This window comes from Marinovum sedimenti (genome assembly GCF_054052205.1).
The window spans coordinates 3,413,870-3,428,039 of record NZ_CM133223.1; the positions used below are offsets into that span (position 1 = coordinate 3,413,870).

The following is a 14,170-nucleotide window of genomic DNA, read 5'->3' on the forward strand; positions in this document are numbered from 1 at the left end:
TTGGGGCGGCGTCACCCGCGAGAGTGTGCCGCGATGGCCGTGCCCGCCGCATGGCCCGAGGCCCAGGCCCACTGGAAATTGAAGCCGCCAAGCCAGCCCGTCACATCGACCGCCTCACCGATGGCATAGAGGCCAGGCAGGGATTTGGCCTGCATGTCGCGCGAATTGAGCCCGCCGGTGTCGATGCCGCCCAGGGTGACTTCGGCGGTGCGATAGCCTTCGGTGCCGCTGGGTTTTTGGCGCCAATCGGCGAGCCCATCGCAGAGCGCGCGCAGGCGGGTGTCGGATTGGTCGGCCAGATTGCCAGACAGGTCGAGGGTGGCGGCCAAGTGATCAACCAGCCGCGACGGCAGGTGACGCGCCAGCGCGGTGGTGAGGTTGACCCGGCCGGCGGACTGGCGCGCCGCGCGCAGGTCTTCGTAAAGCGAAGCGGGGGCGAGGCGCAGCGAAATCTCCTCGCCCTCGCGCCAGTACGAGGAGATTTGCAGGATCGCCGGGCCAGACAGGCCGCGATGGGTGAACAGCAGCGCCTCGTCAAAAGCGGTGCCGTTGGCGCGCGCGGTCGAGGGCAGGGAGACGCCGGAGAGGGGCGCAAACCGCTGGTCGTTGAAGGTGAGCGGCACAAGCGCCGGGCGGGTTTCGGTCAGTTCAAGGCCGAACTGGCGGGCGATGTCATAGGCGAGGCCGGTCGCGCCCATCTTGGGGATCGATTTCCCGCCGGTGGCGAGAACGACATTGCGCGCCGAAACTGCGTGGCGGGTGCCGTCGCGCTCGAGCGTGGCGTGGAAACGGCTGCCGTCATGGCGCAGGTCAGTCAGGCTGGTTTGCAGCCAGAGATCGGCCCCGGCGGCGCGCATTTCAGCCACCAGCATGGCGACGATCTGGGTGGATTTGCCGTCGCAGAACAATTGGCCGAGGGTCTTTTCGTGCCAGGCAATGCCGTACCGGTCGACCTGAGCGATGAAATCCCACTGGGTGTAGCGTTTCAGCGCCGATTTGCAGAAATGCGGGTTGTCGGAAAGGAAGTTGCCCGGGCCTGCGTGCAGATTAGTGAAGTTGCAACGGCCGCCACCGGAGATGCGGATCTTTTCGCCGGGGTTTTTGGCGTGGTCGATGACCAGAGTGCCGGGGCCCGCGTGCGCGGCGCACATCATGCCAGCCGCGCCGGCCCCCAGTATAAGAGTGGTGATATCCATGCGCCCCGCGTTGCCCGCAATTGCGGCGAAAGGCAAGACTTGCGTTGGGGCGGGGGCTGATCTGTTGACAGATCAGTGCCGATCCATTGATGGATCGGGGTTCTGCGAGGTGTGGGAGGAAAGCCGATCTGTCAACAGATCGGGACCGATCCATCAATGGATCGGGTGCGCGTCGATCGAGGGGGCCATAACCCGTCGCTGCAAACGCCGGTTTTTCCTAGCCTTATTGCGCCACTTGCGATAAACTTTTCACCAGATCCCGATAAACGGGACGTTTGAGGCAGATTGAGTGGCAGGTTCCCATGACTGAAATGGTCTATGGCACGACTCCCGTGAGGGACGTCGAGCCGGTACTTCCGAAATGGTGGCGCACCATCGACAAGATGTCGATGTCGTTCATCCTCACGCTCTTCGCGATTGGCATCCTGCTGGGGCTTGCCGCATCACCGCCCCTCGCGGCGAAGAACGGTTTCGAACCCTTTCATTATGTTTCGCGGCAAGCAATTTTCGGCGGCGCGGCGCTTGTTGCGATGATGCTGACCTCGATGCTGTCGCCCGTTGTGGTGCGCCGCCTTGCGGTGATCGGCTTTGGCCTGTCCTTTGTGGCGCTGGCGTTCCTGCCGGTTTTTGGCACCGACTTTGGCAAAGGCGCGGTGCGCTGGTATTCGCTGGGCTTTGCCAGCGTGCAACCTTCGGAATTCCTCAAGCCCGGATTTGTCGTGGTCGCGGCCTGGATGATGGCCGCCAATCAGGAAATCAATGGCCCTCCGGGGCGCGCCTGGTCCTTTGGCCTGTGCGTTTCGATCGTGTTGATGCTGGCGCTGCAGCCTGACTTTGGCCAAGCCTGTCTAGTGCTGTTTGGCTGGGGCGTGATGTATTTCGTCGCCGGCGCGCCGATGCTACTGTTGGCCTGCGTCGCGGGCGGCGTGGTTCTTGCGGGCACCATCGCCTATAGCAATTCCGAGCATTTCGCCCGCCGCATCGATGGCTTTCTGACGGCGGATGTCGATCCCACCACCCAGCTGGGCTATGCCACCAACGCGATCCGCGAAGGCGGCTTTCTGGGCGTCGGCGTCGGCGAGGGGCAGGTGAAATGGTCACTGCCTGATGCGCACACCGATTTCATCATTGCGGTCGCGGCCGAGGAATACGGCCTGATCCTGGTCCTCGCGATCATCGCGCTTTATGCGGGTGTGGTGATTTCGTCGCTGGTGCGGCTGATGCGGGAACGCGATCCATTTATCCGGCTTGCCGGCACCGGCCTGGCCTGCATGTTTGCCGTTCAGGCGATGATCAATATGGGCGTTGCGGTGCGGCTTTTGCCCGCCAAGGGCATGACCTTGCCCTTCGTGAGCTATGGCGGCTCATCCTTGATTGCCACCGGCATTGCCGTTGGCATGTTGCTGTCCTTCACCCGCACCCGACCTCAAGGCGAGATCGGTGACATCCTGCGGGGACGCGTGCGGTGATTTTGCCAACCGGGCATAACGCCGGAGCGGAGGCCCGCACATGACCGCCTCGCAAAAGCTCCTGATCATCGCGGCGGGCGGCACCGGCGGGCATATGTTCCCGGCGCAGTCGCTGGCCGAAGAGATGTTGGCGCGCGGTTGGCGGGTCAAGCTGTCCACCGACGCCCGCGGCGCGCGCTATACCCAAGGCTTTCCCCACACGGTCGAGATCGACCAGATCCCCTCGGCCACCTTTGCCCGTGGCGGCGTGTTGGCCAAGGCGCTGGTGCCGCTGCGGATCACAAGCGGCATTCTTAAGGCCGCATTGGGCATGATGCGTGACAAACCCGATGTCGTGGTGGGCTTTGGCGGGTATCCCTCGATCCCGGCACTGTCGGCGGCGTTTTTGTTGCGCAGGCCGCGGATGATCCACGAACAGAACGGCGTGCTCGGCAAGGTCAACAAAGTCTTTGCCAAACGCGTTGATGCGATGGCCTGTGGCACATGGCCCACCGATCTGCCCGAAGGCGTCACAGGCGTTCATACCGGCAATCCGGTGCGCGCCGCGATCCTGGAACGTGCGGGGGCGAGCTATATTCCGCCCGGCGATTACCCGATGTCGATCCTCGTGATGGGCGGCAGCCAAGGCGCGCGCATCCTGTCGGATGTGGTGCCGCCGGCGATTGCCGCCTTGCCGATGAACGTGCTGGAAAACATCCGCGTCAGCCATCAGGCGCGCGGCGAAGACCACGACCGCGTGGCCGCCTTCTATCAGACCCATAATATTGACGCCGACGTACAACCGTTTTTCCACGACGTGCCCCGCCGGATGACCGAAGCGCAGTTGGTGATCAGCCGCGCCGGGGCCAGTTCGATTGCCGACCTTACGGTGATTGGCCGCCCTGCGATCCTCGTGCCATATGCGGCGGCGACCGGCGACCACCAGACCGCCAATGCCCGTGGTCTGGCCGAGACCGGCGCGGCCTGTGTTATCCCTGAATCCGATCTTCACGTCGAGCCGCTGACCACTGCCATCCTCGAGGCGCTGAGCCAACCCGACGATGCGCTGCATATGTCACAGGCGGCGCTGAAACTGGGCAAACCCCAAGCCGCTACGGAACTGGCCACGCTGGTCGAGGCTTTGGCCGACGGCGACCTCCCTCATACCGAAAAGGACCCTGCATGAACGCCTCTGCCACCAAATTGCCCACCGATGTCGGGCCGATCCATTTCGTCGGTATCGGCGGCATTGGTATGTCGGGCATCGCTGAGGTGCTGCTGAATCTTGGCTATCAGGTGCAGGGCAGCGATCTGAAAGGCTCGAAGATCACCGAACGGCTCGAAGGATTGGGCGCGCGGGTGTTTGTCGGCCAAAGCGCTGATAACCTTGAGAATGCCGAGGTTGTCGTGATCTCTTCCGCGATCAAACCGGGCAATGCCGAGCTTGACGAGGCGCGTGCGCGCGGCCTTCCCGTGGTGCGCCGCGCCGAGATGCTCGCCGAGCTGATGCGGCTCAAATCCAACATCGCGATTGCCGGCACCCACGGCAAGACCACGACCACCACGATGATGGCCGAGCTGATGGTCGCCGGGGGCTTTGACCCGACGGTGGTGAACGGCGGCATCATCCATGCCTATGGCTCGAACGCCCGGATGGGGCAGGGCGAGTGGATGGTGGTCGAGGCTGACGAGAGCGACGGCACCTTCAACCGCCTGCCGGCCACCATCGGCGTGGTCACCAATATCGACCCCGAGCATATGGAGCATTGGGGCGATTTTGATCGGCTGCGGCAGGGGTTTCTGGATTTCGTCTCGAACATTCCGTTTTACGGCCTCGCGGTGTGCTGCACTGATCATGAAGAGGTGCAGCGGCTGGTGGGCAAGGTCACTGACCGGCGGATCGTGACCTATGGGTTCAACTCGCAAGCCGATGTGCGGGCGATCAACCTGCATTACGTGGGCGGCGTGGCGAAGTTTGACATCGCGCTTCAGTCCGAAGGTCTTATGATCGAAGATTGCGCCCTGCCGATGCCCGGAGATCACAACGTTTCTAATGCCTTAAGTGCTGTGGCGGTGTGCCGTCATCTTGGCATGAAGACCGAAGAAATCCGCGAGGCGCTGGGAAATTTTGGTGGCGTTAACCGGCGGTTTACGAAAGTCGGCGAAGTTGACGGTGTGACCATCATTGATGATTACGGCCATCACCCGGTTGAGATTGCTGCCGTCTTGCGCGCGGCACGTCAGGCCAGCGAGGGGCGGGTGATTGCCGTGCACCAACCGCACCGCTATTCGCGGCTGTCGGACCTGTTCGAAGATTTCTGCGCCTGCTTCAAAGAGGCGGACGTGGTGGCGATTGCCGATGTCTTTTCCGCCGGAGAAGAGCCGATTGCCGGAGCCTCGCGCGATGATCTTGTCGCGGGCTTGCGCCGTCATGGCCACCGCCATGCCTTTGCGCTGGTGGGGGAAGAGGATTTGCCCGAGTTCGTGCGCGAAAACGCAGGTCCGGGCGATATTGTTGTATGTCTTGGCGCAGGCACGATCAGTGCGTGGGCCAACAGCTTGCCAGACCGGCTGAAAGGTGACGCATGACACTTTCCCTCACTCTCGCCTGTCTTTGGGCCCTTGCGGCGAATGTGCTGGCCGCCATGCCGTCGAACGACAATCACTGGCGGCGGGCCTATGTGCTGATCGCGCTGGGGGTGCCGTTGCTGGGCTATGTGACGTTTGAAAATGGCCCTTGGGTCGGCCTTTTTGTGCTGGCCGCAGGCATGAGCGTGCTGCGCTGGCCGGTGATCTACCTCAGCCGCTGGATGCGACGGCAAGTAGGGCAAGAGGCGCAGTAAACTGACCTTAGGTCGCTGTTTGGGAACGGCGTGCGCCTTGGGCGGATCAGCCCTTTTCGCCGCCACAATTCCGCCGTATGACGGAGCAAATTCCAAGCGGGGCAGGCGATGAGCGATCAGACAGAGATGCCACAGGTGCGTGGGCGGTTGACGCAAGGCCGGGCGCTGGCCGATCTGACATGGCTGCGCGTTGGCGGGCCTGCCGATTGGCTGTTTCAGCCCGCCGATACCGAAGATCTTGCGGATTTTCTGCGGGCTTTGCCACAGGATGTGGCGGTCTTTCCGATGGGCGTCGGCTCTAACCTGATTGTGCGCGATGGCGGGCTGCGTGCGGTGGTGATCCGCATGGGGCGCGGCTTTAACGGCATCACGGTTGAGGGCAATCGGGTCACGGCAGGGGCCGCCGCGCTTGACGCGCATGTGGCGCGCAAAGCCGGCGAGGCGGGTGTTGACCTTACGTTTCTGCGCACCATTCCCGGCGCAATCGGCGGCGCGGTACGGATGAACGCGGGCTGCTATGGCTCTTATGTCGCGGATCATTTCATAAAAGCGCAGGCGGTCACGCGCGCGGGCGAGGTGGTGACACTCACCGCCGCCGACCTGAATTTCCGCTACCGCCAAACCGATTTGCCCGACGGCTGGGTGATCACCCAGGCGATTTTCGAGGGTGAAACGGCCAACGCAGAGGCACTTGCGCAAAAAATGGCCGATCAACTGGCCAAACGCGACGCCACCCAACCCACCAAAGATCGCACCGCGGGCAGCACCTTTCGCAACCCGGCGGGCTTTTCGAGCACCGGGCGCGCCGACGATAGCCATGATTTGAAGGCCTGGAAGGTGATCGACGACGCAGGAATGCGCGGCGCGACCATCGGCGGCGCACAAATGAGCGAGAAACATTCCAACTTTCTGATCAACACCGGAGCCGCCACAGCAGAGGATCTTGAATCTCTCGGCGAGGAAGTGCGAAAAAGGGTTTATCAAAACAGCGGAATAGAGCTACACTGGGAAATTATGCGGGTCGGCGAAAAAGCCTGATCCGCCAAGGCCGAAAAACGGCCATAAAAAGTGCGCGGCCCAAAAGGGCAGGCACGACAATAACGAACCGGCAGGTTCGATAACAAACGAGGGACCGGGCAGGTCCAGACAAGTTGAGGCACGAGTGAGCATGTCGAGCAGGGCAGGCTTCCGAGTTGCGGTGTTGATGGGTGGCCCTTCGGCTGAACGCGAAGTGTCACTGTCTTCGGGGCGCGAATGCGCCGCGGCGCTCAGGGGCGAAGGCTTTGAAGTGATTGAAATCGACGCGGGGGCAGATCTGCCTGCGCAGCTGGAAAAAGCTGCGCCCAACGTCGTGTTCAACGCCTTGCATGGCCGCTGGGGCGAAGATGGCTGCGTGCAGGGCCTGCTGGAATGGATGGGGTTGCCCTATACCCATTCGGGCGTGCTTTCTTCGGCGCTTGCGATGGACAAACAGAAATCAAAAGACGTGTACCGCGCCGCCGGTTTGCCGGTTGTCGACAGCGTGATTGCCGCCGCCGATGACGTGCGCGCGCGCCATGTGTTGACGCCGCCGTATGTGGTAAAGCCCAACAACGAAGGGTCGTCAGTTGGCGTTTACCTTGTTGAGGCCGAGAACAACGGCCCGCCGCAGCTTGCCGAGGATATGCCCGATCTGGTGATGGTCGAGGCGTTTGCGCCGGGGCGCGAGTTGACCACCACGGTGATGGGCGACCGCGCGCTGACGGTGACGGATATCCTCACCACCGGCTGGTATGATTACGACGCGAAGTACAAAGAGGGCGGCTCGCGCCATGTGGTGCCCGCCGATGTGCCGCAAGAGATTTTCGACGCCTGCCTCAATTATGCGCTGCGGGCGCATGTGGCGCTGGGGTGCCGGGGCCTGAGCCGCACAGATTTTCGCTGGGATGAGGCGCGTGGCCTTGACGGGTTGATCCTGCTGGAAACCAACACCCAGCCCGGCATGACCCCCACGTCGCTTGCGCCGGAGCAGGCGATTCACACCGGTATGGATTTCGGTAAACTCTGCGCCTGGATGGTGGAGGATGCCTCATGTCACCGCTGAGCGCGCCCCCACGCGGCCGGGTTCACCGCGCCTATCATCCGGCCCATGGCGGCCCGGAACCCGAGCAATCCGCGCCCAAGGCGCCGCCACGCCCCCGGGCCGATCCGGCCCCGTCGCGCTGGGCCTACCGGATGCAACGGCTGATGCTGACGCCGCTGTTTCGGCAGGGGCTTCGGATTGGTTTGCCGCTGCTTGCGGCGTTTTTGATTGCCACGGCGTATTTCTCGGATGAGGGCCGGCGCGAGGCGTTTAACCAGACCCTGACCGATATGCGCGACGCCATTGAACAGCGCGAAGAGTTCATGGTTCGGGTGATGAAAGTCGATGGCGCGGGCGAAGAAGTCGCGGAAGACATTCGCGAAATCCTGCCTGTCGAGTTCCCGGTCTCATCCTTCCACCTTGATCTTGATCACATGCGCCAGACCATTGGCGGGCTTGATGCGGTAGAGGCGGTCAACCTGCGCATTCGTCCGGGCGGTGTGCTTGAGGTCAATGTGACCGAGCGGATGCCGGCGGTGGTTTGGCGGTCTGATCTCGGGTTGGAATTGCTCGACGCCAAAGGTTTTCGCGTCGGGCCGCTGGAAAGCCGCGACCGCCGGGGCGATCTTCCTGTCATTGCAGGCATGGGCGCTGACACATCGGTGGGCGAGGCTTTGCGGCTGATCAACGCGGCGGGGCCGCTGCTTGGCCGGGTGCGCGGGCTGGAACGGATTGGCAATCGGCGCTGGGACGTGGTGCTTGATCGCGGACTGCGCATTCAACTGCCGACGACCAAACCGGTCCCGGCGCTTGAGCGGGTGCTGGCGCTGGATTCGATCACGCCAAACGGCATGCTGGACCGCGATATTGCGGTGGTCGACATGCGGATGCCGGGACGGCCAACAATAAGACTGAACGAAAACGCAGTCGAAGAACTGCGACGGATAAAAGCCAATGAGCTTGGAGTTGAGGCACGATGATTGAGCTGTATGAATCGCAACGTGCCATGCGCAATATGCGCAAGGCGGCAATGCAAAGAGGCGTGGTGGCTATTTTGGATGTGGGCAGTGCAAAGATTGCCTGCCTCGTCCTGCGTTTTGATGGCACCGATAAAGTCACGGACGCCGGGGTCGGATCGCTGGCCGGGCAATCCGGCTTTCGGGTGATCGGCGCGGCAACGACGCGGTCACGCGGCGTGCGCTTTGGCGAAATCGCGGCGATGGGCGAAACCGAACGCGCCATCCGCACCGCGCTGCAATCGGCGCAGAAAATGGCCGGCATCCGGGTGGATCACGTGATTGCGTGTTTCTCGGGGGCCTCGCCGCGCTCTTATGGCTTGGCGGGCGAAGTTGACGTGCAGGGCCAGACGGTTGATGAACAAGATGTGGCGCGGGTGCTCTCGGCCTGTGATGTGCCGGACTTCGGGGCAGGGCGCGAAGTGCTGCATGCCCAGCCGGTGAACTTTGCGCTCGATCATCGCTCGGGGCTGAATGATCCGCGCGGCCAGATCGGCAACACGCTGTCCACCGATATGCACATGCTGACGGTCGATGCCCAGGCGATCCAGAACCTCGCGCATTGTGTCAAACGCTGCGATCTCGAACTGGCCGGTTTGGCAAGCTCGGCCTATGTCGGCGGCATCGCGGCGCTGGTCGAAGACGAACAACAGCTCGGTGCGGCCTGCATCGATATGGGGGGCGGCGCGACCGGAATCTCCATTTTTATGAAAAAGCACATGATTTATTCCGATGCGGTGCGCATGGGCGGCGATCACGTGACCTCGGACATTTCGATGGGCCTGCAAGTGCCAATGTCGATGGCCGAGCGGATCAAAACCGTGCATGGCGGCCTTGTGGCCACCGGCATGGATGACCGCGAAATGATTGGCATCGGTGGCGAGACCGGCGATTGGGAACATGACCGTCGCACTGCGTCACGCGCGGAACTGATCGGGATCATGCGGCCGCGGGTCGAAGAAATCCTCGAAGAGGTGCGGGTGCGTCTGGATGCGGCGGGCTTTGAACATCTGCCGAGCCAGCAAATCGTGCTGACCGGCGGTGCCAGCCAGATCCCTGGCCTTGATGCTTTGGCGAGCCGTATCCTGGGCCATCAGGTGCGGTTGGGCCGGCCTTTGCGGGTCCATGGATTGCCGCAAGCGGTCACTGGCCCCGGCTTTTCTGCGGCGGTTGGGCTGTGCCTGTTTGCCGCCCATCCCCAGGACGAATGGTGGGACTTCGACTTGCCGGTCGATCGCTATCCCGCCCGGTCGCTGAAACGTGCGGTGAAATGGTTCCGGGACAACTGGTAGCGCTTTGAAACCCTAATTTTGTGGATGATTCTGGGGATAAGTCGGCCGTTTTTCGCGCCGTCTTGTGTCCTATTCATTCGCGTTCCGCCATATCTGGCCAATTCCCCGACATCCGGAGGAATTAGGCGTTTTTTTGCCTAGATTTTGCGGTTAATTCGAGTTTTTTACGTGACGCCTTGGAATCACTCCTTCATAATGGGGGGTAATAGGCAGCAAAATGCCCGGGCAGGGCATAACAAGCAGGCGAACAAGGCGGACAGTTATGACATTGAACCTCTCAGTACCCGGACATGATGATCTTCGGCCCCGCATTACGGTGTTTGGCGTCGGTGGTGCAGGCGGCAATGCCGTCAACAACATGATCGAGAAGGCGCTTCAGGGCGTTGAATTCGTGGTGGCCAACACCGATGCGCAGGCGCTGGCGCAATCCAATGCGCCCAGCCGGGTTCAGCTGGGTGTGAAGGTGACCGAGGGACTGGGCGCTGGCGCCAAGGCCTCGATCGGCGCAGCAGCCGCTGAGGAAAGCATCGAAGAGATCGTTGACCACCTCGCGGGCGCACACATGTGCTTTATCACCGCGGGTATGGGCGGCGGCACCGGCACCGGTGCGGCCCCGATCATCGCGCAAGCCGCGCGGGAACTTGGCGTTCTGACTGTTGGCGTCGTGACCAAGCCGTTCCAGTTTGAGGGCGGCAAGCGGATGAAACAGGCCGAAGACGGCGTGGAAGCGCTGCAAAAGGTCGTTGATACGCTGATCATCATCCCCAACCAGAACCTGTTCCGGCTGGCGAACGAAAAGACCACCTTTACCGATGCCTTCTCGATGGCCGATGACGTGCTGTATCAAGGTGTTAAAGGCGTGACCGACTTGATGGTGCGTCCCGGCCTGATCAACCTCGACTTTGCCGATGTTCGCGCCGTGATGGACGAAATGGGCAAGGCGATGATGGGCACCGGCGAGGCCGATGGCGAAGATCGCGCGATCCAGGCGGCAGAGAAGGCGATTGCCAACCCGCTGCTCGACGAAATCTCGCTGCGTGGCGCGAAGGGTGTTCTGATCAACATCACCGGCGGCACCGATCTTACGCTGTTCGAACTCGACGAAGCCGCCAACCGCATCCGCGAAGAAGTCGACGCAGACGCCAACATCATCGTCGGTTCGACGCTGGATGAGGCGATGGGTGGCCAGATGCGCGTCAGCGTTGTTGCCACCGGCATCGATGCTTCGGGCGTTCAGCACGACATCCCGGTTCCGCGTCGTTCGCTGGCCGAGCCGCTCAAGCAAGTGCCTGCACCTGTTGCAGAAGTTGCCGAAGAGCAGCAAGTTGTTGCGCGCCACGAAGAGCCGGTTGAAGCCTATCAGGATGACTATGCCGAGGCCGAAGAGCCTTCGCTGTTCGAAGGGTTTGAGCAACGGGTGGAAGAGGTTGTCGAAGACGATCTGCCGCCGCCCGCCTACCGCCCGGAAGTGCCGCAATTCGAGCCGCGCGCTGCGCAGTACGAAGACGATGAGGCCCATGGCTTTGTCGCGCCCAAAGCGCCTGCACCCGGCACCCCGTCGCCCGAGGCTTTGGCCCGGCTTCAAGCCGCAGCCCAGCGTGCCGGTGGGGGTATCCCGCAAGAGCCCGCCGCGCGTGCCGAGCCAGCCGAAGTCGAGCGTCCCCGCTTTGGCATCAACTCGCTGATCGGTCGTATGACCGGCCACGGCAACGAAAGCGCCCAAGGCCAGCCGTCGCGGCGTCAGCCTCCGGTGCAATCGCCCGCAGCCAGCCACGCGCCGGAGCCGCAGGCAGACCCCGAGCAAGAGCGGATCGAAATCCCCGCCTTCCTGCGTCGCCAAGCGAACTAAGCCAGTATAATCAACACGTTTTGCGAAGGGCCCTTTCGGGGGCCCTTTTGCATGTCTGGTTTGGGCCTTCGGCGCGGGTCGAAAGAGTGCAAAAGGGCAAGGTTCCCCAAGGGGAGCGCGCCTAAGATTGCTGAAACCTGCTGACATAATCGCGTGAGATGGCGAAAAATCGGGGTGTTACCGGTCACATCTGGGCCTGTGACCATTCGCCAGGGGTGGTGCATATTGCATTGAAATCAGGTGCTTACGGAGTTAACGCGGGTTATCGCCTATGGATTTCGGCGTATGTTTCATAGCGTTGCAATACGTTATTTGAGCCCGCTGCCTGCACGCCCTAAATCTGGGATGTTGCCGGAGAGCAGTGGCTTTGTTCGGCAATAGAGAACCCGCCCAAACCACTGCGCTGCCGAAGACCCGAGACGGGCAATAGACGAAGCCGAGAGGATAGAACCATGCAAGCAACGATCAAATCGAAAGTCCGTTTCGACGGTGTCGGCCTTCACTCTGGCCGCCCTGTGCGCATGTTCATTTCCCCGGCCTCCGCGGGCTACGGCATCTGGTTCAAACGCACCGACCTGCATTTTGGCGATCGGATGGTCCCGGCCCGCTGGGACGCTGTCGAGCGCTCGCCGCTCTGCACCCGGATCGTAAATGGCGCCGGTGTTGAGGTCAGCACCATCGAACATGTGATGGCGGCGCTTGCGGGCTGTGGCATTCACAACGCCCTGATTGAAATCAACGGCCCCGAAGTGCCGATCCTCGATGGCTCGGCTGCGCCGTTTGTCGATGCGATCCTGGCGCGCGGCATTCGCCGTCTTGATACGCCGGTCGCGGCCTTTAAAGTCGAACAGACCGTCACGGTTGAAACCGACAGCGGTTGGGCCAGCCTGTCGCCGGCCGAGACCATGACCATGTCGTTCCACATCGATTTCGAAGATGCCGCCATCGGCTCGCAGGACAAGCGCCTTGTGCTGTCCAACGGCACCTTTGTGCGCGAACTGTCCGACAGCCGCACCTTCTGCCGCAAGGCGGACGTGGATCACATGCGCGCCAACGGCCTGGCGCTGGGTGGCACGCTCGACAACGCAGTTGTGGTTGACGGCGCGCAGGTGCTCAGCCCCGGCGGAATGCGTCACTCGGACGAGCCGGTGCGCCACAAGATGCTGGATGCGTTGGGAGATCTGGCGCTGGCAGGGGCCCCGATCCTTGGCCACTACACCGGCTTTCGCGCAGGTCACTCGATGACCAACATGCTGCTGCACGCGCTGTTCAACACGCCGGGTGCCGTGCGCATCGTCGAATGCGATGACATCGAAGCCGCGCGCCTTCCGGGCGTTGGCGTGATGCCGCACGACGTTCCCGCCGTGGCCTGAAATCCGCGCTTTCCCGCTTTTTGAGGGCGTTACGCCATGGCGGCGTTTCCATCGCGCGAGATGTGTCGTATGCCCTTTAAGAGGTTGGTAGCTTTGTGTTAAGGCGTGGCGCAACCGGAACCGCACACTGGCGGAAAACAAACCGGGACTTTGGGTGAGGACGAAACAGGCATGACGGGCGACAGACCGCTGAGAGGCAGGACATCGCGGGCCATGATGTTGGCAGTGGCCGCCAGTGTGGCTTTGTCCGCATGCAACGGAGGCACGTTCCTCAATTCCCGTGGCAATATCGGATTCGGCAACACCCCGATTGAATCCTATACGGCAGAACAGATTTTCGAACGCGGCGAATACGAGCTTGAGCGCAAGCAATATGGCGAAGCGGCGCAGTTCTTTTCCGAGATCGAGCGGCTTTATCCCTATTCCGAATGGGCCAAACGCGCGCTGATCATGCAGGCCTTTGCCCACCACAGAGACAAGGAATACGAAGAGGCGCGCGCCGTGGCGCAGCGGTTTGTCGATTTCTATCCGGCGGATGACGATGCGGCCTATGCGCAGTATCTCTTGGCGCTGAGCTACTATGATCAGATCGACGAAGTTGGCCGCGATCAAGGGCTTACCTTTCAGGCGTTGCAGGCCTTGCGCACGGTGATCGAGCGCTATCCTGACAGCGAATATGCCCGCTCGGCCATTCTGAAATTTGACCTCGCCTTCGATCATCTTGCGGGCAAGGAAATGGAAATCGGGCGCTATTATCTCAAGCGCAAACACTACACATCAGCGATCAATCGGTTCCGCGTGGTGGTGGAAGATTTCCAAACCACGACCCACACCGCCGAGGCGCTGCACCGTTTGGTGGAAAGCTACCTGTTGCTTGGTCTCGCCGAAGAGGCCCAGACCGCCGGGGCGATCCTTGGTTATAACTATCAGTCCACGGAATGGTATGAAGACACCTATCGTCTGCTTACCGGCCAAGGGCTGGAGCCGAAATACTTTGAAAACAACTGGCTCGGTGCTGTTTACCGTCAGATGATCAAGGGTGAATGGCTGTAAGGGGGCGATGGGCATCCTGCCCGCCCTACGGAGCGTCT

At 61.9% G+C, this 14,170-nt stretch carries 12 protein-coding genes; 11 read left to right on the forward strand and 1 reads right to left on the reverse strand.

All coding sequences use genetic code 11. The features are described from left to right. Nucleotides 1–11: 11 nt before the first annotated feature. A complete protein-coding gene (locus ACW9UO_RS16310; protein WP_457086819.1) occupies nucleotides 12–1,196 on the reverse strand; it encodes a BaiN/RdsA family NAD(P)/FAD-dependent oxidoreductase in 1,185 nt (394 codons plus the stop codon). A gap of 302 nt (nucleotides 1,197–1,498) precedes the next feature. Here ACW9UO_RS16310 and ACW9UO_RS16315 point away from each other — a divergent pair, with 302 nt between their 5' ends. The 11 genes from ACW9UO_RS16315 to ACW9UO_RS16365 all read left to right on the forward strand — a co-directional run bounded on the left by ACW9UO_RS16315 (nucleotide 1,499) and on the right by ACW9UO_RS16365 (nucleotide 14,132). Beyond that, the gene (locus ACW9UO_RS16315) at nucleotides 1,499–2,665 is read left to right on the forward strand and encodes a peptidoglycan glycosyltransferase FtsW (protein ID WP_457086820.1); all 1,167 of its coding nucleotides are present in this window, start codon (nucleotides 1,499–1,501) and stop codon (nucleotides 2,663–2,665) included. Nucleotides 2,666–2,705: 40 nt separating this feature from the next. Then, complete coding sequence (locus ACW9UO_RS16320; protein ID WP_457086821.1) at nucleotides 2,706–3,830, forward strand: UDP-N-acetylglucosamine--N-acetylmuramyl-(pentapeptide) pyrophosphoryl-undecaprenol N-acetylglucosamine transferase; 1,125 nt, start codon at nucleotides 2,706–2,708, stop codon at nucleotides 3,828–3,830. Continuing rightward, nucleotides 3,827–5,233 (forward strand): UDP-N-acetylmuramate--L-alanine ligase, encoded by a 1,407-nt coding sequence (gene murC / locus ACW9UO_RS16325; RefSeq protein WP_457086822.1) that lies wholly within the window; start codon nucleotides 3,827–3,829, stop codon nucleotides 5,231–5,233. The genes ACW9UO_RS16320 and murC overlap by 4 nt, the downstream gene beginning before the upstream one ends. Next, nucleotides 5,230–5,487: a DUF2484 family protein gene (locus ACW9UO_RS16330; RefSeq protein WP_457086823.1), complete on the forward strand. Its 258-nt coding sequence runs from the start codon at nucleotides 5,230–5,232 to the stop codon at nucleotides 5,485–5,487. Before murC ends, ACW9UO_RS16330 begins: the two co-directional genes overlap by 4 nt. Before the next feature lie 108 nt (nucleotides 5,488–5,595). After that, complete coding sequence (murB, locus tag ACW9UO_RS16335) at nucleotides 5,596–6,525, forward strand: UDP-N-acetylmuramate dehydrogenase (protein ID WP_457086824.1); 930 nt, start codon at nucleotides 5,596–5,598, stop codon at nucleotides 6,523–6,525. A 130-nt stretch (nucleotides 6,526–6,655) separates the two neighbouring features. Further along, complete coding sequence (locus ACW9UO_RS16340; protein ID WP_457086825.1) at nucleotides 6,656–7,570, forward strand: D-alanine--D-alanine ligase; 915 nt, start codon at nucleotides 6,656–6,658, stop codon at nucleotides 7,568–7,570. Beyond that, the gene (locus tag ACW9UO_RS16345; protein ID WP_457086826.1) at nucleotides 7,558–8,529 is read left to right on the forward strand and encodes a cell division protein FtsQ/DivIB; all 972 of its coding nucleotides are present in this window, start codon (nucleotides 7,558–7,560) and stop codon (nucleotides 8,527–8,529) included. The genes ACW9UO_RS16340 and ACW9UO_RS16345 overlap by 13 nt, the downstream gene beginning before the upstream one ends. Next, complete coding sequence (ftsA, locus tag ACW9UO_RS16350; RefSeq protein WP_457086827.1) at nucleotides 8,526–9,857, forward strand: cell division protein FtsA; 1,332 nt, start codon at nucleotides 8,526–8,528, stop codon at nucleotides 9,855–9,857. Before ACW9UO_RS16345 ends, ftsA begins: the two co-directional genes overlap by 4 nt. Nucleotides 9,858–10,119: 262 nt before the next feature. Beyond that, nucleotides 10,120–11,706 carry a cell division protein FtsZ gene (gene ftsZ / locus ACW9UO_RS16355; RefSeq protein WP_457086828.1) on the forward strand — a complete coding sequence of 529 codons (1,587 nt, stop codon included), beginning with the start codon at nucleotides 10,120–10,122 and terminating at the stop codon, nucleotides 11,704–11,706. 452 nt (nucleotides 11,707–12,158) lie between these two features. Beyond that, nucleotides 12,159–13,079, forward strand: a complete 921-nt coding sequence (lpxC, locus tag ACW9UO_RS16360) for a UDP-3-O-acyl-N-acetylglucosamine deacetylase (RefSeq protein WP_457086829.1) — start codon at nucleotides 12,159–12,161, stop codon at nucleotides 13,077–13,079. Nucleotides 13,080–13,292: 213 nt separating this feature from the next. Continuing rightward, complete coding sequence (locus ACW9UO_RS16365; protein ID WP_457086830.1) at nucleotides 13,293–14,132, forward strand: outer membrane protein assembly factor BamD; 840 nt, start codon at nucleotides 13,293–13,295, stop codon at nucleotides 14,130–14,132. The last annotated feature ends 38 nt before the right edge of the window (nucleotides 14,133–14,170 follow it).

What these genes read in the sequence shown, in the direction of transcription:
- ACW9UO_RS16310 (WP_457086819.1), bottom strand. Translation starts at nt 1,196, where the DNA reads ATGGATATCACCACTCTTATACTGGGGGCCGGCGCGGCTGGCATGATG.
- ACW9UO_RS16315 (WP_457086820.1), top strand. Translation starts at nt 1,499, where the DNA reads ATGACTGAAATGGTCTATGGCACGACTCCCGTGAGGGACGTCGAGCCG.
- ACW9UO_RS16320 (WP_457086821.1), top strand. Translation starts at nt 2,706, where the DNA reads ATGACCGCCTCGCAAAAGCTCCTGATCATCGCGGCGGGCGGCACCGGC.
- murC (WP_457086822.1), top strand. Translation starts at nt 3,827, where the DNA reads ATGAACGCCTCTGCCACCAAATTGCCCACCGATGTCGGGCCGATCCAT.
- ACW9UO_RS16330 (WP_457086823.1), top strand. Translation starts at nt 5,230, where the DNA reads ATGACACTTTCCCTCACTCTCGCCTGTCTTTGGGCCCTTGCGGCGAAT.
- murB (WP_457086824.1), top strand. Translation starts at nt 5,596, where the DNA reads ATGAGCGATCAGACAGAGATGCCACAGGTGCGTGGGCGGTTGACGCAA.
- ACW9UO_RS16340 (WP_457086825.1), top strand. Translation starts at nt 6,656, where the DNA reads ATGTCGAGCAGGGCAGGCTTCCGAGTTGCGGTGTTGATGGGTGGCCCT.
- ACW9UO_RS16345 (WP_457086826.1), top strand. Translation starts at nt 7,558, where the DNA reads ATGTCACCGCTGAGCGCGCCCCCACGCGGCCGGGTTCACCGCGCCTAT.
- ftsA (WP_457086827.1), top strand. Translation starts at nt 8,526, where the DNA reads ATGATTGAGCTGTATGAATCGCAACGTGCCATGCGCAATATGCGCAAG.
- ftsZ (WP_457086828.1), top strand. Translation starts at nt 10,120, where the DNA reads ATGACATTGAACCTCTCAGTACCCGGACATGATGATCTTCGGCCCCGC.
- lpxC (WP_457086829.1), top strand. Translation starts at nt 12,159, where the DNA reads ATGCAAGCAACGATCAAATCGAAAGTCCGTTTCGACGGTGTCGGCCTT.
- ACW9UO_RS16365 (WP_457086830.1), top strand. Translation starts at nt 13,293, where the DNA reads ATGATGTTGGCAGTGGCCGCCAGTGTGGCTTTGTCCGCATGCAACGGA.